This is a genomic window from Micromonospora sp. WMMD734 (genome assembly GCF_049178975.1).
GTDB lineage: Bacteria > Actinomycetota > Actinomycetes > Mycobacteriales > Micromonosporaceae > Micromonospora > Micromonospora wenchangensis.
Map to the genome: position 1 here is coordinate 6,833,532 of NZ_JBMHMK010000001.1, position 19,888 is coordinate 6,853,419.

Sequence of the window (19,888 nt, forward strand, 5' to 3'; positions counted from 1 at the left end):
GGTGACCCGATGGCGATGAACGTCGATCCGGAACGGCAACGCCGGCTGCGGGAGCTGGCCGAACTGCACGCCCGGTGGCAGGCCACGCACCGGGTGGACGACGTCGACTTCACCCCCGAGGGTGCCGACTCGGCGCAGCGCCGGTCGCCGTCGGCGCAGGCGCAGCGCGAGTACATGCGCCAGGCCCGGGAGATCATGGGTCTCGACCCGGACACCGGCCACTACCGGGACGCGGAATGAGCCTGCTGCCCGCCGTCCGGAGCCGGGACGAGGCCGACCTCTACCTGGAGCTGCATCCGTGTGGCCGGTGCGGGTCGATGGAGGCCGCCTGGACCGGGACGGCGACGGCGCAGGGGAGCCGACCGGCCTACCGGTACTCCGGCCGCTGCGCCGAGTGCCAGGAGCAGCGCGAGTTCGTCTTCGCCCTGCCCGACGGACGGACGACGCCCGCCGATGCCGGGCCGCACCCCACCACCCGGTTCGGCGGTCCGCAGCCGTCCGCCCTGCTCGACCCCGGTGAGTGGCTGCTCGTCGCCGACTGGTGCGGCCAGGCGGCGGAGGTGGCCGAACGGGAGGGTGACGACGCCGAGGCGGCTGACCTGCGCTGGACGGCCGTGGCCGCGTTGGAGGAGATCGGCAAGTTCCTGCCCGACGGCGGCGATGCGGTGCCCGAGGCGGCGTTCTGGTCGACCCGGGGACGGACTGTCTACCACCGGGAACCGGGACGGTTCCGCCGCCGCCGCATCGAGGTCGTGCGGGACTTCCACCTGGACCACATGCCGTGGAGCCCGTCGTGATCCCGTTGGCCGCGCGGTCCCTCCACGAGGCCCACCTCTACATGGACCTGCAACCGTGCGGCTGCGGGCAGGGGCGGTTCCCGCGCGCCTCCACCGTGCTCACCCTGCCCGACGGTGACCTGGCCCGCCGCTACACCGGCGCGTGCCAGGGATGCGGCACGGCCCGCGAGTTCCTGTTCCGGCTGCCCGCCGGGCCCGTCGAGGTCGAGGAGGGCTTCCGGTACGGCGGCCCGGAGCCGTCCCGGCTGATCGACGCCGGGGAGTGGCTGTGGGTGGCCGGGCACCACGCCCGGGGGGTGCCGGCCGGGGCGCACACCCTGCCGGAGGCGGACCGGCAGCGGTGCCGGTCCCGGCTGACCGCCGCCGTCGCCGCGCTCGACGAGGTGGTGAAGTTCGTGCCGCCCGGCGGTGCCCGGGTGCCGTTCACCGCGGTCTGGACGGCGCTGGGCCGCACGGTCTACCAGCGGGAGCCGGGGCGGTTCCGGGCCGGCCGGCTGGTCGCGGTGCGGTCGGCGTACGTCGGGGCGCTGCGCCGGCTGGGCTGAGCCGTCGGGAGTGGCCGCGGTCAGTCGGCGGTGCCACCCGACCGCTGCCCGGGGGCGGGGGTCCGGCCGGCCGGTGGGCTGGCCGCCAGGTTCGCCTCGCACGTCGGGGAGATGCTGCTCTGGTCCTGCACGAGCCGGTCGCCGAACAGGATCGTGCAGTGCAACGTCGGGGGCCCGCCGGCGTACGCCAACCGTTCGTCGACCCCCGGGCGGACCTGCGGCGTCGCCGACACCCACACCCGTTCGACGTCCGGATAACGCAGCGTCACCGCGTGGGACCAGGCCCAGGCCAGGCTGGTGGCGGACTGTGTCTCCACCCCGCTGTGTCCCCAGGTGACCGCCATCCCGAACAGCCCACCCCCGCCGCCGACCACCTCGACGGTGAGCGTAACCACGTGGTCCACCGGGGCCGGTGCCGGGGCGGGTGACGGACCGGCGGAACAACCGGCCACAGTGGCGGCCAGGGCGGCGACCGCGACGACACGTCGCATGGAACCTCCTGCGGAACGTGGGCGGACGGCGACCGGCCCGTAGCCTAGCGTGCGCCCGTTGCGGGTCCCGCCCGCCGCCGGGACATCGCTAGGCTCAGGTCGACACCGGGCAGGGAGGGAGACCCGTCGTGGACGAGTCGTGGCAGCCGGCCAACGACACCGAACGGGCGTTGCTGCGCGCGGCCCGCGACGACGACCGCACCGGGTTCTTCCGCATCCTCACCCGGGCCGAGCTGTTCCTGCCGCAGGTGCGCGACGACGACCCGGCCGACGGCGGCCAGCGGTTCGTCACGATGGACCTCTTCGGAGCGCCGTTCCTGCCCGTGTTCACCTCGCTGGAGGCGATGGTGCCGCAGGTCGCCGGGGTCGCCGACGCGTACACCGTGACCGGGTACGACGAGCTGTGCGAACGGTGGCCGGTGGCCGGCTGGCGGCTGGCGGTCAACCCGGGCACCCCGCTGGACGCGTACCTGCCGGTGGAGGCGGTCCGGGCGGCGGCGGCCGGCGAGCTGACCGTGCCCGCCGGGGCGGAACTGCTCACCGAGCTGGCCGAGGCGGCGGCCGACGACGAGATCGCCGCCGCAACCGCCGACGGGCCGGACGACCCGGCCGCCGGGTTCGCCCCACCGGCCCCCGCCCCCGGTCCGGCGGACGGGCCGGACACCGCCGTGCTGTTGCGGGACGCGGCCGAGCGCGGTGACTCCGTCGGCTACCTGGACGCGCTGCTCGACGCGCTGGTGGTGCTCCCCACCGCCGCCCCGGTGTCCGACCCGGCCCGGCTGGTCGACCCGGATTTTCCGTGGCGGGCGGTCGGCGCGGGGGAGTCGCCGGTGATCGAGGTGTTCACCGCCCCGGAACGTTTCGCGCGGGCCTACCCGGACGGCACGCCGAGCCTGCGGGCGACGCTTGCCGCCCTGCTCACCGTCTGGCCGCCGGGGCACGCCCTGGCCGTCGACCCGGACTCCCCGGCCGGTGTCACCGTCCCCGCCGACCAGGTCCCGTTCCTGCTGCTCTGGCCCACCCCCGACGAGACCGTCCCCGGCCCGGACGGGGGGGACCGGTGAGCGGGGGCGGGCCGATCCCCGCAGCCCGGTACGCCTTCGGGGTGGCCCACCCGGTCGCGCCGATGCTGCGGGTCCGCTACCGGCAGGGCGTGCCGGTCGACCCGTACGGCTTTCCCGACTGGACGCCGTACGCGCGGGCGGTGGTCGAGCTGCCGCCGCTGCCGCCCGGCATCGGGGTGGACGAGGCCCGGGTGCTGGACGTGCTCACCGCCAACCTGGCGGTGCCCGACCCGGCCGATCCGCAGGCGTCGGGACGTACCCCGGCGGGGTGGGTCTGGGCGCACCTGCCGCGCAGCCGGCGGCTCGCGCTGGTGCCGGCGGAACTGCACGCGGCGCTGCGGCACCTGGGCGGGGTGAGCACCGGCGACGCCGACCACCGCCGACGCGGCCTGCCGGTGGACTCCGTCACCCCGCCGCCGCTGCGGTTCGCGCAACGGCTCACCCCGCAGGCGGTGACCCGCGTCGAGCAGCGGCTCGGCTTCGCCCTCCCGGCCGGCTACCGGGACTTCCTGGCCCGCACCAACGGCGGCTGGCCGGACTGGCCGGCCGTGCACCCCCGGTTCGGGTTCGTGGTCGACCAGCCGCTGTTCGGGGTGGCACGGGCCGACTGGATGCAGGACCTGTGCCACGCCAACGCCTGGTTCACCGACCGGTTCACCGCCGACTGGCTGGCCGTCGGGCACGTGCAGGGCGGCCTGCTCGCCGTGCGGGTCGCCGGCGGCGACGAGGGGTCGGTCTGGTACTGGGACGACGACGATCCCCGGGCCCGCGACGACGACACCGCCGCCGACGTGGGCGACCGGCTGCTGCACCGCTGCGCCGACAGCTTCGGCGTCTTCTGGCACGACCTGCGGGCGGTGCCCGGGTCGCTGCGTGACCTGGCCGTCGGCGCGGTGACCGGCGGCCTGGTCGGTCGGGTCGACGACGGGCGGACCGGGTCGGCGCTGCCGCCCGCCCGCCGCCGGCCCGCAGCGTGAGACGGGGACGGAGGAACACATGACGGGATACCGGCGACGGCGGATGACGGCGGCCGGCCTGGTGCGTCAGGCGGCGGGCGGGCTCGTCGTCGGGCTCGTCGCCGCGACCCTGGCCGGCCCGGTGCGGCCCGCCCCGGCGGCACCGGCGTGCGCGCCGGCCGGTGGGCAGGTCGGCACGCCGTCCTGGGCGCAGCAGGTGCTCGCCCCGGAGCAGGTGTGGCCGTTCAGCCAGGGGGCCGGGATCACCGTCGCGGTGCTCGGCTCCGGGGTGGACGCCGACCACCCGCAGTTGCGGGGGCGGGTCGGCAGCGGCTTCGACGCGGTCCGGGGCAGCGGCCCGGCCGACACCGACTGCACCGGGCAGGGCACCCGGGTGGCCGGGCTGATCGTCGCCCGGCAGGCCGACGGGTCGCCGTTCGCGGGCCTCGCGCCGAGCGCCCGGGTGCTGCCGGTACGGGTGGTCGACGACCTGGCGTTCGGGGCCGCCCCGGTCGACCCGGCGGTGCTCGCCCGGGGCATCGACTGGGCGGTCGACCGGGGTGCCCGGGTGGTCGCGGTGACCGTGGCCGCCGACCGGGACGCCGCGACCCTGCGGACGTCGGTGCGGCGGGCCGTCGACCGGGGCGTCCTGGTGGTGGCGGCCAGCGGTGACCGGGGCTCCGACGGCAACCCGGTGTCCTATCCGGCCGGCTACCCGGAGGTGCTCGCCGTCGGGGCGATCGGCCCGGACGGGCGGCGCTGGCCGAAGTCGCAGTACGGGCCGTACCTGGACCTGGTCGCGCCGGGCGTGGCGGTGACCACCACCCAGCGCGGTACCGGACTGGTCGAGGCCGCCGACGGCACCGCACTGGCCTGCGGGTTCGTGGCCGGTGCGGGGGCGCTGACCCTCGCCAAACGGTCCGGAACGCCGCGCAGCGAACTGGTCAGGCTGTTGACCGTGACGGCGGTCCCCGGTGCCGACCGCACCGAGTACGGCCACGGCACGGTCAACCCGTACGGGGCGGTCAACGACCAGTTGCTGCCGCAGGCCCGGCCGGCCCCGCTGCCCCGGTTCCGGCCCGCCGACGACCGGCCCGACCCGGCGGTCCGGGAGAGCCGACGGATCGCCCTGGCCGGTGCCGCGCTCGCCCTGGCCACCGTGCTGGTGGTGTGCGCCGTCGCGCTGACCCTGCCCCGGGTGCGGCGTCGCCGGTGGCGGGCGGCCGTCGCGCCGGCACCCGCCCGGTCGACGCCGCCGACCGAACCCGGCCCGCCGGTGCAGCTCTTCGACGATCCGACACCCGGCCGCTGACCCCATCACGGCGGACGGTCGGCGGTCAGCCGCCGGTGGTGATCGGCGCGGGTCGGACCGCGGCCAGCGGGTCCAGGGTGGGGCCGGTCGGGACCAGCATGGTCAGGCTCGGCGGCACCGTCAGCGCCCCCTGGGCCGGGTAGCCGAGCAGGCGCAACGCCTCGGCGGACGGCACCGGGTAGCGGATGCCCAGGTCGGTGACGATGCTGTACGCGCCGGGGCTGCCGAGCAGGCGCAGCACGGTGACCCGGCCGGCGGGGGCGGCGATCCGGTCGGCCAGCGGGATGCCGTCGGGGGAGACGGAACCGGTCGGCGCGGCCCGGTCCGCGTCGGGCAGGGTGCCGCCCACGGTCAACTCCGGCGGGGTGCCGGCGTCGGCGGTGGCGGCGCAGATCTGCTGCCCCGGCTCGGGGCCGAGCAGCTTCGGCGGGGTGGCGGGCGGCTGGCCCCGGTCCGGCGGGCGGGGGACCCGCTGGCTCTTGGGCAGCGACGTGACGTCGGAGACGGCGACCGGGACGGGTTGCCGCCCCGACTGGCCGGTCTGGATGGCCTGCTGCACCGGGGTGATCGGGGCGACCCCGTCGGCGAGCACCAGGTAGTGCTGCGGGCCGGAAGCGGTCTGGGTGACCAGCACGTCGCCGTTGCGCCGCCCGGACACCTCCCGGGACGGGTCCCCCCGGTCGGCGACGGGCAGCGCGGCGAGGTCCACCCCGGCGGGCAGCGCGTTCAGCCAGGCGGTGCCGACCGGGGTCGGGGTGACCGCCCCGAACAGCGCGGGCACGACCACCCGGGAACCCTGCACCAGGTGCCGGCGGCCGTGCCAGACCAGGTAGTTCATGCCCAGCGTGGCGTCCTTGACGAGCAGCCCGTCGTCGCCGACGCCCTGCCCACCGGCCGGCCGGGCGGCCAACGCCAGGGTCACCGTGTCGGTGGTGCGGCCGGTGTCGTCGGTCGTCGGGGTGGAGCAGACCGTCCACGGCAGACCGGCCCGCCGGTTCGCCGCCGGCAGCGAGGCGGGCGCGTTCGGGATGCCCATCGTCACCCCGCGCGGCACCGTGCCGAGGGTGCTGGCGGAGACGCGTACCACCGGGGTGCCGGGGCGGCCGGCGGCCAGCAGCGCCGACGCGTAGTTGAGCGTCGGGTGCAGCCGGCCATCCAGGTAGATGTAGGTCGCGCCGCTCTCCTTCTCGACCACCACCGCGCCGGGCTGCCGCCAACTGTTCCCGCCGACCTTGGTGAGCAGCCCGTAGATGCCGACCCCGGCGGCGACCAGGACGGCGACCATCAGCCCGCCGAAGAGCGCGCCGATGCCCCGGCGCAGCGGCGACTGCTGCGGGTCGGTCTCGCGCATCACGAACGCGGACATCACCCGCTGGGTCATGAACTGGTACGACTGGAGCTGGTCCCGTCGCGTCGTCATCGTCGTCTCACCCGCCGATCGAGGCGAACATCCCCCGGATCGCCCCGAACAGGCCGATGACCGCGCAGGCCAGTGGGATCAGCGCCATGATGGCGAGCACGTCGGCGAGGTCGGCGGCCCGACCCAGGTAGGGCGACGGCCGGCGTCGACTGTAGACCAGCCCGGCGACCAGCGTCAGCGCCGCCGCGGCGACCACCCCGAGCCAGACGAGCACCCGGCCACCACCCGGTGCGGTGCCCAGCAGCGCGGCGACCGCCAGCGCCGACAACCCCAGCAGGCCGCTGACCAGCAGCGGCACCCGCTGCGCGGCGGTGGGGAAGAGCCGCCCCCGCAGCAGCAGCGCGCCGGCACCGCAGAGCGCCAGCAGCGCGCCGGCCGGGGTACGGTCAGCGGTCAGCAGGAACGCGATGGCCAGCGCGCCGCAGACCGAGGCGGACAGCAGCATCCCGGTGAGCAGTTCGGTGGCCCGCGCAACGGTCACGAAGACCTTCGCCCGCTCGGGCACCGGCCGGTCCTTGAGGATCTCCTCCGGCCGGTCGGGCAGTTCCGGCACCGGCAGCCTGCCCAACCAGCCGGCGATCAGCGGATAGCCGGGCAGCAGCCCGATCACCGTGGTCAGCGTCGCCGCCGCCGAGCCGGCGGGGGAGACCCCGCCGTAGCAGAGCAGCGCGGCCAGCACGCCGGTGAGCCCGGCCGCCGCCCCGGCCATGAACAGCCGCTGCACCCCACCGACCGCCGCGTAGCCGACGATGCCGAAGACCAGCAGCGCGGCGGAACCGAGCAGCAGGCTCGGTGCCCCCAGGTCGACCAGCCGGGCGTCGTCCGGTGCGCCGAGCAGCGCCCCGCCGAGCAGCGCGTAGGGCAGGCCGGCGGCGGCCACCACGGCCCCGGCGGTGGCGTCGGGCACGGCCCGCGACAGCACCGGGCCGACGACCGCCAGCAACGCCGCGACCCCCAGCGCCAGCAGCCCCGGGGTACGCCACGGCGCGCCGACCGCGGTCAACGCGACCAGTCCGAACCCGAGCAGGGCGGCGGTGACCGCCAGCCCGGCCCGCCGGGTCGCGTCGTCGCTCCAGGATCGACCGGTGCGCCGCGCGCCGCTGGCGATCACCTCGACCACGTCGTCGTACGCCAGCTCGGGCCACTCGTCGCGGCCGGGCGTGAGGTGCAGCAGCTCGCCGTCGCGGACGCCCTGCACGGCGAGGTTGCGGGTGGCCTCCAACAGGGTGCCGGTGGCCCGGCGCAACACCCACCCGCCCTGCTGTTCGCCGGCGTCGCCGAGGCCCTCCCCGGCGTGCCGGAGCAGGTGCGGCAGGAGTTCCCCGACGAGCATGCCGTTGGGCAACGCCACGTCCATCCGCCGCTGGGGAGCGGCGATGGTCACCCTGGCCAGACTGAGACCGCCCGGGGCCGTCACGCTGGTCACCTCCCCGTGTGCCACGCGTTCGCGCGGCGTCTGCTGGGCCCGCCGCGGCGGTCAAGGTAGCACGGTCGCACCGCCCGCCGGGTGGCCGTCCGAGCGCGGACGGCGGTCCCTGCCAGGGGCGACCGGTCGATAGAGTGGGCCGCCGGAGACCTAGGTGGTGGGAGGTACGGGGGAGATGTCGTCGTTGGTGGTCGTCAAGCGTCCACCCCGCCGGCCGGCGCCCCCGCTGCCGACCGGTGAGGTGCTCCTCGACCCGCCGCCCGAGGTGCCGGCTGCCGGTGGCCGGGGCTGGACCCGGATGTTGATGATCCTGCCGATGGCGGCGGGTGCCGCGGCGATGGGCCTGATGATGGGCATGCAGCGCGGCGGCGTGATGACCTATGTGGTCGGTGGCATGTACGGGATCTCCATCCTCGGCATGATCGCCGTAATGGCGGTCAACCAGACCGGGCCCGGCAAACGCGAGATGATCGAGGCCCGCCGGCAGTACATGCGCCGTCTCGCCCAGCTACGCGCCCAGGTCCGCGCGACCGTACGCCAGCAGCGGGAGGCCATCCACTACCGGCACCCCGACCCGGACTCGCTCTGGTCCACGGTGACCAGTGGCCGGCTGTGGGAACGTCGCCGGGGTGACGCCGACTTCAGCGTGGTCCGCATCGGGCTCGGCCCGCAGGAGGTCGCCACCCCGCTGATCCCACCGCAGACCCGCCCGGTGGACGAGTTGGAGCCGCTGTGCGCGGTGGCGCTGCGCCGGTTCGTCGCCACCTACTCGGTGGTGCCCGACCTGCCGGTGGCGATCGCCCTGCGCGACTTCTCCCACGTCTACCTGCGCGGTGCCGACGACGCCGTACGGGGGCTGGTCCGCGCGGTGGTGGCCCAGCTGACCACCTTCCACGCCCCCGACGACCTGCTGGTCGCGCTCTGCGTCGACCCGGACCGGCGGGCCGGCTGGGAGTGGGCGAAGTGGCTGCCGCACGCCCAGCATCCGACCAAGCTGGACGCGGTGGGCCCGATCCGGCTGTTCGCCCCGACCGTGGTGGCGCTGGAGGCGATGCTCGTCGACGTGCTGGCCAACCGGCCCCGCTTCGACCCGACGGCGACGGCGGCGGTCACGCCGTACGTGCTGGTGGTGGTCGACGGTGGGCAGGTCGCCGGCTCCGACCACCTGCTGACCGAGGGCGGCGTCGCCGGGGTGACCCTGCTCGACCTCACCGGCCGGCCGCCGCGCCTGCTCGACGAGACCTCGGTGGTGCTCGACGTCGCCGACGACGGCACCATCTCGGGCACCACGATGGACGGTGCCACCCGGGTCGGTCGGGCCGACACGCTCGACCCGGCGCGGGCCGAGGTGCTGGCCCGGGAGCTGTCGCCGCTGCGGCTCTCCGCCGCCTCGTACGCCGACCAGCCGGCCGTCGCCACCGACCTGGGCCTGGCCGACCTGCTCGGCCTCGGCGACCCGTACGAACTGGACCTGGCCGACGCCTGGGGCAGCCGGCCCAACCGCAGCCGGCTGCGGGTGCCGATCGGGGTCAACGAGAACGGCCGGCCGATCGAGCTGGATCTCAAGGAGTCAGCGCAGGAGGGGATGGGCCCGCACGGGCTGCTCGTCGGCGCGACCGGCTCCGGCAAGAGCGAGCTGCTGCGGACGCTGGTGCTGGCGCTGACCGTCACGCACAGCCCGGAGATCCTCAACCTGGTGCTCGTCGACTTCAAGGGCGGCGCGACGTTCGCCGCGCTGGACCGGCTGCCGCACACCAGCGCGGTGATCACCAACCTGGCCGACGAGCTGTTCCTGGTCGACCGGATGCTCGGCGCGATCCAGGGTGAGATCACCCGCCGGCAGGAGTTGCTGCGCCGGGCCGGCAACTACGCCTCGCAGCGCGACTACGAGCGGGCCCGCGCGGCCGGGGTGCCGCTCGCCCCGCTGCCCAGCCTGCTGATCGTGGTGGACGAGTTCAGCGAGCTGCTCAGCGCCCGACCGGACTTCATCGACATGTTCGTGCAGATCGGCCGGGTGGGCCGGTCGCTGGGCATGCACCTGCTGCTGGCCTCGCAGCGGCTGGAGGAGGGGCGGCTGCGCGGCCTGGAGACGCACCTGTCGTACCGGCTCGGGTTGCGCACGTTCTCCTCGATGGAGTCCCGGGCGGTGCTCGGGGTGGCCGACGCCTACGAGCTGCCCCGCTCACCGGGGCACGGCTACCTCAAGGCCGGCACCGAGGGGCTGGTCCGGTTCAAGGCCGCGTACGTCTCGGGGGCGGTCCGGCAGCACGGCGGGGTGCCCACCGTCGGCGGCCGGCTGATCGACCCGGTCCGCGACTACACCACCGACTACGTCCCGCTGGCCACCGACGACGCGCCCGACGAGCCGACGCAGGCCCCGGTCGACGAGCACGTCGGGGAGAGCCTGCTCGACGTGCTGGTGGCCCGGATGCAGGGGCGCGGGCCGGCCGCCCACCAGGTCTGGTTGCCGCCGCTGGAGGAGCCGCCGACCCTCGACGCGCTGCTGCCACCGGTGCAGGTGTCCCCGGTGCGCGGCCTGACCATCGCCGCCGAGGACCGGCACGGCGCGCTGCACGGCGTGGCCGGCATCGTCGACAAGCCGTTGGAGCAGCGCCGCGACCCGCTCTGGTTGGACCTGGCCGGGGCGGCCGGCAACGTGATGGTGGTGGGTGCGCCGCAGACCGGCAAGAGCAACCTGCTGCGTACCCTGGTCACCAGCCTGGCCCTGGGCAACACCCCGCGCGAGGCGCAGTTCTACTGCCTCGACTTCGGCGGCGGCACCCTGGCCGCGCTGGCCGGCCTGCCGCACGTCGGCGGGGTGGCCAGCCGGCGCGAGGTGGACAAGGTCCGCCGCACCATCGCCGAGCTGCACGGGCTGATGCAGGCCCGGGACGCGTTGTTCACCGCGCACGCGGTGGAGGGTGCGGCGGCCTACCGGCGGGCCCGCCGCGAGGGCCGGTTCCCCGAGGACCCGTTCGGTGACGTGTTCCTGGTGGTGGACGGCTGGGCGGCGCTGCGGGCCGAGTTCGAGGACCTGGAGCCCCTGGTCACCGAGCTGGCGAACCGGGGTCTCGGCTACGGCATCCACCTCCTGGCCGCCACCAACAGGTGGATGGACGTCCGGCCCGCGGTGCGGGACATGTTCGGTGCGAAGGTGGAGCTGCGCCTCGGCGAGCCGGCCGACTCGGTGATCAACCGGCGGGCCGCGGTGAACGTGCCGGAACAGCACGGCCACGGGTTGACCCCTGACGGCCTGCACTTCCTCGCCGGCCTGCCCCGCCTCGACGGCCGGCCGGTGGTCGACGACCTGCCGGACGCGCTGGCCGACCTGGTCAAGCGGGTGCAGCAGCACTGGACGTCGGCGGGTGCCCCGGCCGTCCGGCTGCTCCCCGCCGAGCTGCCCTACGCGGCGCTGCCCGCCGCGCAGGGCGGCCTGATCCCGATCGGCATCGCCGAGACCGACCTCCAGCCGGTACGCCTCGACTTCACCGCCGAACCGCACCTGCTGCTCTTCGGGGACGTGGAGTGCGGCAAGAGCACGTTCCTGCGCGGGCTGGCCCGCGGCATCGTCGAGGGCAACGACCCGGCGGCGGCCCGGATCATCCTGGTCGACTTCCGGCGCAGCCTGCTCGGCGCGGTGGAGTCCGAGCACCTGATCGGTTACGGCACCTCCCCGCAGGTCACCGCCGACCTGGTCAAGCAGGTGGCCACGGTGATGGGGGAGCGGTTGCCGGGGCGGGACGTCACCGCCGAGCAGCTACGCGACCGGAGCTGGTGGAAGGGTCCGGAAGTCTACCTGCTGGTCGACGACTACGACCTGGTGGCCGGGGCGGCGGTCAACCCGCTCGCGCCGCTGCTGGAGTACCTGCCGCAGGCCCGCGACATCGGCCTGCACCTGGTGCTGACCCGACGGATCGGCGGTGCCGGGCGGGCCATGTTCGACCCGGTGATCGGGCGGATCAGGGAACTCGCCTCCCCGGGCATCATGATGTCCGGTCCGCGTGAGGAGGGCGCGCTGTTCGGCACCGTCAAGCCGCAGCGGCTGCCGCCCGGCCGGGGCTGGCTGTTCACCCGCCGGCACGGTGCCCAACTGGTCCAGCTCCCGCTGGTGCCCCCGACGTAGCGGGCCGTCGGTCCGACGGTCGGTTCTGCTCCCGAGGACCGGAACTGCCTGCTAGCCTGGATGGTGCAGGACGCCCGCCGGGCTCCCGCGCCCGCCTTGAGGCCCGCTGATGCGGGCCTCTCGTGCATTCGTCTCAGCTTTGCCTTCGCATCGGATCCCAGCACCACGAGTGGTTTGGGTGACGGGCGGGACCTGCCCACCCGAGGGTCCGCGTGTCGGGGCGACTCCGCGTGGGAATCAGGCGGGTTACGCTGCGCTGGTGAGCCGCCGTGACCAGTACCGGGCCGAGTTGCGGGCGGCCGGCCCGGCGCGCTGGCCGGCGTACCTGCGGGAGCGTTCGGGGTTGCCGGGGCCGCGCGCCAACCTCGAACTCGCCCAGGCCGTCGCCGACGAGGGCGGGCCCGACACGTTCGACAGCCTGCTCGCCACCGACGACGAGTACCTGGTCTTCTGCGGTGTGCTGGGCCTCGGTCGGCTGCTGGCCGCCGGCCCGCCGGCCCGCACTCGGACCCGGATCGAGGCGCGCCTGCACGAGCACGCGACCGACCCCCGCTGGCGGGTACGCGAGGCGGTGGCCCTGGCGTTGCAGCGGCTCGGCGACGCCGACCTGCCGCGCCTGCTCGACCTCGGCACGACCTGGGTCGGGGACCCGCACCCGCTGGTCCGGCGGGCGGCCGTCGCGGCCGTGTGTGAACCGCGCCTGCTCGCCACCCGGGAGGCCGCCGCCCGCGCCGTCGCCCTGTGCGAACGGGCGACGGCGGGCCTGGCCGCGCTGCCGGCCGACAAGCGTCGCGACGACGACGTCCGGGCCCTGCGTCAGGCGTTGGGCTACTGCTGGAGTGTCGCCGTGGCCGCCGATCCGGCCGGTGGCCTGCCGGCGTTCCGGGCGCTGGCCGCCGTCGACGACGGCGACGTGGCCTGGATCGTCCGCGAGAACGGCCGGAAGAAGCGCCTCGCGCGGCTGCTCGTCAGCGCCGCGGCACGCCCAGCAGGTGCTGCTCGACCGGGGTCTGACTGATCCACAGGTGCCGGTCCGCGCCGCCGCCGACCAGGGTGAGCATGTCGTCGGCCATCACCCGCAGGAACCGGCCGCTGTCCGGGGGCAGCCGCAGCGCCTGCTGCGCGGTCACGGACTCGTCGGCGGAGAGCCGTTGCAGCACGCAGAGGTCGCTGTCGCGCAGGGCGGGGGCGGTGCCGGCATCGAGCCGCCGCAGCACGGTCAGCTCGGCCTGCCACGGGCCCGGGATGGTCGATCCGGGCGCGTGCGGCGGTAGGTCGCGCACGATCAGGGTGGGCTGCCCGGCGGTGCCGGCGGCGGGCACCGGGCGGCCGTCGACGCGTACCTCGACCCGGTCGGCGGCCCGGCCGAGCGCCGCCGGGCCGAACCCGGTCCAGGTGGTCGGGTCGGCGGTGACCACGACGACCCGGGCACCGAGGGCCAGCGCCCGGAAGGCGACGAGCTGACCCGCCCACACCCCGCCGACCAGGACGACCCGGGTCGGTTCCGGGCGGAACAACCGGATCGTGACCGCCGCCCGACGGCGGTCCGCGCCGAGCACCAGACCGGCCGGGAGCGGGCTCGGGCTGAGCCGGGCGAGCGCCGCCGGGGAGACCGCGTGGGTGCCGATCCGCAGCCGGGGCAGCCGACCGGACGGCCCGCCCCGACCGGAGGCGTCGCCGACCCCGGGGAGGTGGGCCGGCGGTGGGCCGGGGGGAGCGGACGGATGGCTCTCCGGGGCGGCCAGCGGACTGGCCAGGGCCCGGGTCAGCGGGTCGGCGGTGGCCAGCGCGGTCACGGCGGCGACGCCTGTCGCGTCGGCGTCCGCGTCGACCCGGGTGCGGGACGTGCCCAGCACCGGCGCGTCCGTGCCGACAGGCGGCGCGGTGACCGGTGGTGCGGCCACCGGCGGCGGTACGGCGGCCGAGGCGACCGCCCCGCCCGGGTGCCCCCCGGCCACCGCCGGCCCCTGCGGGTACGGCCCACCCACCGGGTCGCGGTACGGTCCGGCCGGCTGGTCGGGGGAGGTGCCGAAGGTGGCCGGCACCGCCGTACGCCGTTCGTCACCAGGGCCGGTCATCCCGCGCCACCTCCCGTCGGTGCCGACGCGTACACCGCCGGGCCGTGTTCGCCGTCGAGCGGGAAGAGTTCCCCGCCGGCCTGTCGTACCCCGTCGACCGCCGGCCCGCACAGCTGCGGCAGCAGCTCCGCCGGCCCGGTCACCCGGACCAGGCCGCGCAGGTCGAGATCCTCACCCGGCCCGTTCGTGGCCACCGTCAACGACACCGTCACCAGCGACGCCGGCAGGGTCTCCAGCCAGCCGAGCATGGCCGCCGCCCGGTCGACGGGCGGCCAGCGGCGGATCCAGAACGAGCGGTGCGCGATCGGGCCGCAGTGCCACGCCGACCACTCCTCACGCACTCCGGCGGCACCGGCCGGGAGGCCGGGGGTGAAGCCGCAGGACCGGCCGACGGCGGCGAGCAGGCCGTGCGCGTCCAACAGCCGGTGTTCGACCCCGCTGCGGCGCAGCGACCTGCCGGTCTGGCGGGCCAGCGCGGCCACCACCGAGGGGGCGACGCCCAGGTCGACCGCGTAGTCGCCGACCGCCTCGGCGAGCGCGCGGGCGTCCAGCCGGACCGCCACCCAGGTCGCCCGCCCGGCCGGGACGGGGGTGCCGCCGAGGTCGGCCAGCAACTGCCGGTAGGACTCCCGGGCGGGGGCCGTCGGGTCGCCGGTCGGACCGCCGGCCGGCACGGTGCTGGTCACCACCTGGAGCACGGTGCCCGGCTGGCCGGACTCGGCCAGCGCGGTGGCCAGCACGTCCAGCGGCAGGCCGGCCGGCGCGTCGCCGGTCGGCCCGGAGCCGTCGACGGCGGCCACCGCGAACCAGCCGGCGTCGTCGCGGGCCACCCCGATCCGGGTGCCGTCGGCCATCGCCACGGTGCCCACCGACAGGCCGGGCGCGAGTCGTTGCAGGGCGTCCAATCCCGGGTCGGCGGCGACCGGGACCGGCGCGGCGGCCCGTCGCCGCTGCTGCCGGACCAGGGCCCGCCGCTCCAGCCACCAGCGGCCCCGCGAGCGCAGGAACACCACGGTCAGCAGGAGTACGCCGCACAGCGCGGCGACGACCAGCACCGGCATCCCGAACAGTCCACTGGCGAGGACGCCGAGCAGCACCGCCTCCAGCAGGAGCAGTTGCAGCACGTGCAGTTCGCCGATCCGGCCGGGCCGGCGGCGGGGTGCCAGGTGCACGCGGGCGGCGGGGTCGTCCGGCCGGAGTGTGGCGCGTGCCGGCCGTGGTGCTCCGGTCATCTCCGGCTGCCCCCCAGACGCATCGACCCGTGTTGGCCCGCCCACGGCAGGCCGCCCTCATCATAGGAACCCGCCGCAGCGCCCCGGGGCCCGTGGGTCGGCGGCCCGGGGTCAGCCGACCCGGAAGCCGGTCCGGGGGTCGGCCGCCGCGCCGGACCGGTACGCGGCGAGCGCCGGCCGGTCCGAGTCGATCACCCAGTCGCCGGAGCCCTTCTGGTTGAAGTAGACGAACCCGAGCAGGTCGGGGCGTTTGCGGATGGCGGTGAAGAGTTCGTCGACCGCCCGGCGACGCATCGCGCCCGGTTCGGACCCGGTCTCCACGATCAGCAGTGGCCGGGCGGTGAACTTCCGGACCTGGGTGATGGTGGGGCCGAACAGGTCGTCGAAGGTCTGCTCGCCGCGCCTGGTGAAGTAGCCGTCGATGCCGACCCAGTCCACGTACGCGTCACCGGGGTAGAGCGGGGCGAGCTTCACCGACGGGACCGGGTTGACCACGTTCGGGGTCCACGTCCAGATCACGTTCGTGGCGTCGGCGCGGGCGAAGACGGCGTGGATGTGCCGCCAGGCGGCGACGAACTCCTTGGCGGTGTTGTCGTGCGCGCCCCAGGAGTACCAGTGGCCGTTCATCTCGTGCGCGATGGTGAGCGCCACCGGCAGGTTGAGCCGGCGTACCGCGACGGCGAACTCCACCAGGTACGGGTCGTGCCGCCCGGCGGCGATGTCCTTCAGTTTCGCCTTGAACGGTTCCCAACGGACGATCGGCAGTGCGCCGTACCGGTGGACCCGGCGGACCTCGGCGGCGGCGAACTCGTCGTCGAAGCTCTCGTAGATGGTGATGATGTTGGGTTTGCTGCCGACCAGGTCGGCGAACCGGTCGACCCGGCTCATGTCCTGCGGTGCGCCGCTGAGCGCCACCCCCAGGTAGCGGCCCTGCGGCTGGACCAGCGGGCGGACGTCGTACGCCGGGGGCGGGCCGGTGGGGGAGGGCGACGCGCTGGGTTCGGTGGCGAACCGGGCCGGACGGCTGGCCGGGCTGGGTGCGAGCGCGGCGTAGCCGAACACCCCGATCACGAACATCGTGACGATGGTGAACAGTTGGCGGGAGGTCACCGGGAACGCTCCGGACGGATGTCCCGCGCCGGCTTCACCAGCAGCGCCTGCAACGCGACGGCCAGGTAGAACGCGCCACCGAGGAAGGCGGGCGCGAAGGTCCACAGGTCGTCGGTGATCATCCGGTGGGCGGCCAGGCCGGTCCACAGTGCTCCGCTGCCCGCCGTGCAGACGGCCATTCCCCACCACAGTCGACCCGTCCTGTTCTTGCGTCCCGTGCCGCCGGTGGGCTGCCAGCCCATGCTCTGCCCGCGCAGCAGGTCCCAGATGGCGAAGGCGTGCGACCAGCCGTAGATCATCTTCACGGTCCACGCCTCCACCCGGTAGGCGCACCGGTGCCACAGCGGGAAGACCACCAGGTTGTAGACCAGGCTGGGCACGATCCACAGGTAGTTGGCCGGGGCCACCGACTGCGGGAACCAGGCCAGCAGCACGATCGGCACCAGCGGCCCGACGAAGGTGAACAGCGCCGTGTGCAGGTAGTAGCAGAACCCGGAGAGGTACGACAGCCGGGTGCGCAGCCGCATCCGGGTGTTCCAGAACTTCGTCGACCCGAGCAGGCTCATCGAGCCGGCACACCAGCGGTACTGCTGGGTGAAGAACGAGCTGACGTCGGCCGGGCACAGCCCGGTGGCCAACGGTACCGGCAGGTAGCGCAGCCGCCAGCCGCGCCGCCGCATGTCGAACCCGGTGTGTACGTCCTCCGAGTGCTCGATCAGGGTGGAACCGCCGATCGCGTCGAGCGCCTCCCGGCGGTAGAGCGCACAACTGCCGACGCAGATCGCCGCCTCGTGGTGTTGCCGGGACACCTGCACCATCCGGTAGAACAGCTCCTGCACCGCCCCGGCCCCGCGCTCCAGCCAGCCCTGGCCGGCGTGCACCCGGAAGTACTGCGGGGACTGCACGATCCCGAGATCCGGCTCGGCGGCCAGGTAGGGCACCATCTCGTCGAGCATGTCGTGCCGGGGGGTGAAGTCGGCGTCCAGCACCAGGATGTGCTCGCCCAGCGTGCGCTGGTACGCGTACCGCATGTTGCCGGCCTTCTTGTACCAGCCCCGGTTGGGGCGGCGCTGGTAAACGAAGCCGAAGGCGAGCGCCATCGCCTCCCGCTCGTCGGTCGCCGAGTCGTCGAGCACGTAGACGTGCACCCGGCCCCGGTAGTGGTCGACCATCCGGCTGACGTGCTCCCAGGTGTTGCGCAGCACCTCGGTCGCCTCGCCGCAGACCGGTAGGAACACGTCCACCGACGGGTGCACGGGCGGGCGGAAGTCGCGGACCAGCCGGCGGTGCCGGTCCAGGTCGAACCCGGGCGTGCCGATGTTCACCGTCGCCGAGATCAGGTAGTAGAGGACGGTGAAGCCGAACAACGGCAGCAGCGCCAACAGCCAGGGCGCCATCCGGACGAAGAGCAACTGGCTGGTGAGCAGCCCGGTGAAACTGACGAACGAGGCGACCATCAGCACCGGCAGCCGACGGTGCCGGTAGGCGGCCTTCTCGTCGTCGTCAGGCGGCAGCGGCAGGGACGGGTCCACCGTCGCCGGTCGACCCAGCGCCGCCGGAGCCACCACCTCCCGCGCCGCCGGCCCCACCGGATTCGGTGCCGCGGCCGGCCCGCGCGGGGTCGGCACCGTCGCCGGGCCCCGGCGCGTCGGCACCGTCGCCGGGCCGCGGGAGGGCGGGGGCGCCGTCGGGGCGGGGCGGGGCGGCGGCACCTGACGGTGGAACTCCGTCGTCTCGTCGGTGCGGCCCGCGCCGGCCCGGGGGCTCACTTCCCCGCCTCCGACTTGCGCACCAGCAGCCCGATGCTGAAGCCCCGGACCCGCCAGGTGCGCTCGACGGCGTACGGCTTGAGCGCGGCCTCCTTCGCCGCGCCGATCCGCTGCACCGGGTCGTCGAACGCCCCCTTGCGGACGACCCACACCCGCTCCGGACGCCCCAGACACACCGGTACGTCGCGGTCGGCGCACTCCCGCGCGCCCAGGGTGCCCTGCCTACGGGCCGGTACGGTCATCAGCACGTCCCGGGGTCGCCAGCTCTCGTCGACGTACCGGTTCACCGCGTCCCGGCTGGTGCGCTGGTCACCGGCGTCGAACGGGCCGTACACCAGGGTGTCGCCGGGGCGCGCGTGCGCCCGCAGCACGGCGGCGATGTCCTTGGTGCCCTGGCTGTGGCCGGTGACGCCCCGGATCTCGACCTGCACCGGGATGCCGAGCAGCCCGACCGCCAGCATCGCGGCGGTGCCCCGCAGCAGTGAACTGCGCCGCAACGCCAGCGAGGCGACCAGCGCCCAGGCCGGCACCGTGAACAGCAGGTAGCGCGGCAACCAGAGCGGGGTGAGCTGGGCGGCGGCCAGCAGACCGGCGGTGGGCAACACCAGCCAGGCGGTGGCCACCGCCGACCGCTGGCGCATCGACATGCCGAGGAAGGCCAGGGCGAGCACCGCGCCGGCGAGCAGCGGTCCGCCGAACAGCGCCTCCGGCGTGTCGACCAGCCGGTCCAGGGTGACCGGCGGAATCCAGTTGATCTGCGTGGCGGTCTGCTGCCTACCGAACCAGAGCACAGGCAGGACCGGCAGCACACCGACCGCCGCCGCACCGAGCCAACCGAAGAAGCCGCGCCGGCGCTGCGCCCCCCGCCAGGCGACCAGCGCGTGCGCGGCGAGCAGCAGCAGGCCCACCAGGTGCATCAGCCCCAGCAACGCCACCACGGCCGAGTATCCCGCGTAGCGCAGGAACCGGGGCCGGTCCAGCAGCCGGACCAGCAGCAGGGTGGCCAGCGCCGCGGCGCACACCGCGAACGCGTACGGCCGGGCCTCCTGCGCGTACCGGGAGGTGGTCGGCAGCACCGCGAACAGCAGGCCGGCCACCAGCCCGACCCGCAGCCCGCCGATCCGCAGGCCGATCGCGGCGACCAGGCCGGCCGCCGCCGTCATGGCCAGCAGCGACGGCACCCGCAGCGCGACGTCGGAGCTGCCGGCCAGCGCCACCCAGCCGCGCATCAGCAGGTAGTACGGGCCGATGGAGGCGTCGACGTTGCGCAGCACCGCCACGAAGTCGTCGAACCCGACGGTGACCATGCCCCAGGTGGCCAGCTCGTCCTCCCACAGGCCGGGCCGGTTCACCCCGATCCCGCCGAGGACGGCGACGAGCACCATCGGCAGCAGCCGGGCCAGGTGACGCAGCCAGGGCGCGTCCAGGGGCTCCGGCGGGGCCGGCTGGTCGGCCTCGGTGGGCCGCCACGGGGCGGCCGGCTCGGGTGGCGCGTCCCGGACCCGGACGATCAGGGCGGTCGGCGCGTCGCTGCGGGCTCCGGTGCCCCCGGTGGGCGACATCCC

The 19,888-nt window shown here is 75.4% G+C and carries 16 protein-coding genes; 8 read left to right on the forward strand and 8 right to left on the reverse strand.

Annotated features, from left to right (window positions below):
- Positions 1 to 9: 9 nt before the first annotated feature.
- From ACN267_RS29870 to ACN267_RS29880, 3 genes are read left to right on the forward strand one after another with little or no spacing between them, the layout of a single operon-like run.
- Positions 10 to 240 (forward strand): hypothetical protein, encoded by a 231-nt coding sequence (locus ACN267_RS29870; protein ID WP_357929746.1) that lies wholly within the window; start codon positions 10 to 12, stop codon positions 238 to 240.
- Positions 237 to 797: a hypothetical protein gene (locus ACN267_RS29875; RefSeq protein WP_421490147.1), complete on the forward strand. Its 561-nt coding sequence runs from the start codon at positions 237 to 239 to the stop codon at positions 795 to 797. Before ACN267_RS29870 ends, ACN267_RS29875 begins: the two co-directional genes overlap by 4 nt.
- Positions 794 to 1,342, forward strand: a complete 549-nt coding sequence (locus ACN267_RS29880; RefSeq protein WP_421490148.1) for a hypothetical protein — start codon at positions 794 to 796, stop codon at positions 1,340 to 1,342. The genes ACN267_RS29875 and ACN267_RS29880 overlap by 4 nt, the downstream gene beginning before the upstream one ends.
- 20 nt (positions 1,343 to 1,362) lie before the next feature.
- Here the strand turns inward: ACN267_RS29880 and ACN267_RS29885 are convergent, their stop codons facing one another.
- Positions 1,363 to 1,833, reverse strand: coding sequence for a hypothetical protein (locus tag ACN267_RS29885; RefSeq protein WP_421490149.1), 471 nt, complete (start codon positions 1,831 to 1,833; stop codon positions 1,363 to 1,365).
- A 128-nt stretch (positions 1,834 to 1,961) separates the two neighbouring features.
- On the opposite strand from ACN267_RS29885, the gene ACN267_RS29890 reads away from it, so the two are divergent.
- The 3 genes from ACN267_RS29890 to ACN267_RS29900 are packed head-to-tail and all read left to right on the forward strand — an operon-like array spanning position 1,962 to position 5,165.
- Entirely contained in the window at positions 1,962 to 2,897 is a 936-nt protein-coding gene (locus ACN267_RS29890) for an SseB family protein (RefSeq protein ID WP_421490150.1), read from the forward strand.
- Positions 2,894 to 3,874 carry an SMI1/KNR4 family protein gene (locus ACN267_RS29895; protein ID WP_307821104.1) on the forward strand — a complete coding sequence of 327 codons (981 nt, stop codon included), beginning with the start codon at positions 2,894 to 2,896 and terminating at the stop codon, positions 3,872 to 3,874. The genes ACN267_RS29890 and ACN267_RS29895 overlap by 4 nt, the downstream gene beginning before the upstream one ends.
- A 19-nt stretch (positions 3,875 to 3,893) precedes the next feature.
- Positions 3,894 to 5,165, forward strand: a complete 1,272-nt coding sequence (locus ACN267_RS29900) for a S8 family serine peptidase (RefSeq protein ID WP_421490151.1) — start codon at positions 3,894 to 3,896, stop codon at positions 5,163 to 5,165.
- 25 nt (positions 5,166 to 5,190) lie between these two features.
- Here the strand turns inward: ACN267_RS29900 and eccB are convergent, their stop codons facing one another.
- Together eccB and eccD are read right to left on the reverse strand one after the other, a co-directional pair.
- Positions 5,191 to 6,585 (reverse strand): type VII secretion protein EccB, encoded by a 1,395-nt coding sequence (gene eccB / locus ACN267_RS29905; RefSeq protein WP_421490152.1) that lies wholly within the window; start codon positions 6,583 to 6,585, stop codon positions 5,191 to 5,193.
- 7 nt (positions 6,586 to 6,592) lie between these two features.
- A complete protein-coding gene (gene eccD / locus ACN267_RS29910) occupies positions 6,593 to 7,969 on the reverse strand; it encodes a type VII secretion integral membrane protein EccD (RefSeq protein ID WP_421490153.1) in 1,377 nt (458 codons plus the stop codon).
- A gap of 217 nt (positions 7,970 to 8,186) precedes the next feature.
- On the opposite strand from eccD, the gene eccCa reads away from it, so the two are divergent.
- The gene (gene eccCa, locus ACN267_RS29915) at positions 8,187 to 12,134 is read left to right on the forward strand and encodes a type VII secretion protein EccCa (protein ID WP_421490154.1); all 3,948 of its coding nucleotides are present in this window, start codon (positions 8,187 to 8,189) and stop codon (positions 12,132 to 12,134) included.
- 259 nt (positions 12,135 to 12,393) lie between these two features.
- Positions 12,394 to 13,152 (forward strand): hypothetical protein, encoded by a 759-nt coding sequence (locus tag ACN267_RS29920; RefSeq protein ID WP_421490155.1) that lies wholly within the window; start codon positions 12,394 to 12,396, stop codon positions 13,150 to 13,152.
- On the opposite strand, the gene ACN267_RS29925 is transcribed toward ACN267_RS29920, so the two are convergent.
- From ACN267_RS29925 to ACN267_RS29945, 5 genes are all read right to left on the reverse strand, one after another.
- Positions 13,103 to 14,212, reverse strand: coding sequence for a hypothetical protein (locus ACN267_RS29925; protein WP_421490156.1), 1,110 nt, complete (start codon positions 14,210 to 14,212; stop codon positions 13,103 to 13,105). The genes ACN267_RS29920 and ACN267_RS29925 overlap by 50 nt on opposite strands.
- Positions 14,209 to 15,444 carry a type VII secretion protein EccE gene (locus ACN267_RS29930; RefSeq protein WP_421490157.1) on the reverse strand — a complete coding sequence of 412 codons (1,236 nt, stop codon included), beginning with the start codon at positions 15,442 to 15,444 and terminating at the stop codon, positions 14,209 to 14,211. The genes ACN267_RS29925 and ACN267_RS29930 overlap by 4 nt, the downstream gene beginning before the upstream one ends.
- A gap of 111 nt (positions 15,445 to 15,555) precedes the next feature.
- Positions 15,556 to 16,554 (reverse strand): glycoside hydrolase family 26 protein, encoded by a 999-nt coding sequence (locus ACN267_RS29935; protein ID WP_204957887.1) that lies wholly within the window; start codon positions 16,552 to 16,554, stop codon positions 15,556 to 15,558.
- Positions 16,551 to 18,323, reverse strand: a complete 1,773-nt coding sequence (locus ACN267_RS29940; RefSeq protein WP_421490158.1) for a glycosyltransferase family 2 protein — start codon at positions 18,321 to 18,323, stop codon at positions 16,551 to 16,553. The genes ACN267_RS29935 and ACN267_RS29940 overlap by 4 nt, the downstream gene beginning before the upstream one ends.
- The gene (locus ACN267_RS29945) at positions 18,320 to 19,885 is read right to left on the reverse strand and encodes a glycosyltransferase family 39 protein (RefSeq protein WP_204957889.1); all 1,566 of its coding nucleotides are present in this window, start codon (positions 19,883 to 19,885) and stop codon (positions 18,320 to 18,322) included. Before ACN267_RS29945 ends, ACN267_RS29940 begins: the two co-directional genes overlap by 4 nt.
- Positions 19,886 to 19,888 lie beyond the last annotated feature (3 nt).

Bases quoted from the DNA above. Each gene is read 5' to 3' on its own strand.
- ACN267_RS29870 (WP_357929746.1), top strand. From the start codon at position 10: ATGGCGATGAACGTCGATCCGGAACGGCAACGCCGGCTGCGGGAGCTG.
- ACN267_RS29875 (WP_421490147.1), top strand. From the start codon at position 237: ATGAGCCTGCTGCCCGCCGTCCGGAGCCGGGACGAGGCCGACCTCTAC.
- ACN267_RS29885 (WP_421490149.1), bottom strand. From the start codon at position 1,833: ATGCGACGTGTCGTCGCGGTCGCCGCCCTGGCCGCCACTGTGGCCGGT.
- ACN267_RS29900 (WP_421490151.1), top strand. From the start codon at position 3,894: ATGACGGGATACCGGCGACGGCGGATGACGGCGGCCGGCCTGGTGCGT.
- eccB (WP_421490152.1), bottom strand. From the start codon at position 6,585: ATGACGACGCGACGGGACCAGCTCCAGTCGTACCAGTTCATGACCCAG.
- eccCa (WP_421490154.1), top strand. From the start codon at position 8,187: ATGTCGTCGTTGGTGGTCGTCAAGCGTCCACCCCGCCGGCCGGCGCCC.
- ACN267_RS29925 (WP_421490156.1), bottom strand. From the start codon at position 14,212: ATGACCGGCCCTGGTGACGAACGGCGTACGGCGGTGCCGGCCACCTTC.
- ACN267_RS29930 (WP_421490157.1), bottom strand. From the start codon at position 15,444: ATGACCGGAGCACCACGGCCGGCACGCGCCACACTCCGGCCGGACGAC.
- ACN267_RS29945 (WP_204957889.1), bottom strand. From the start codon at position 19,885: ATGTCGCCCACCGGGGGCACCGGAGCCCGCAGCGACGCGCCGACCGCC.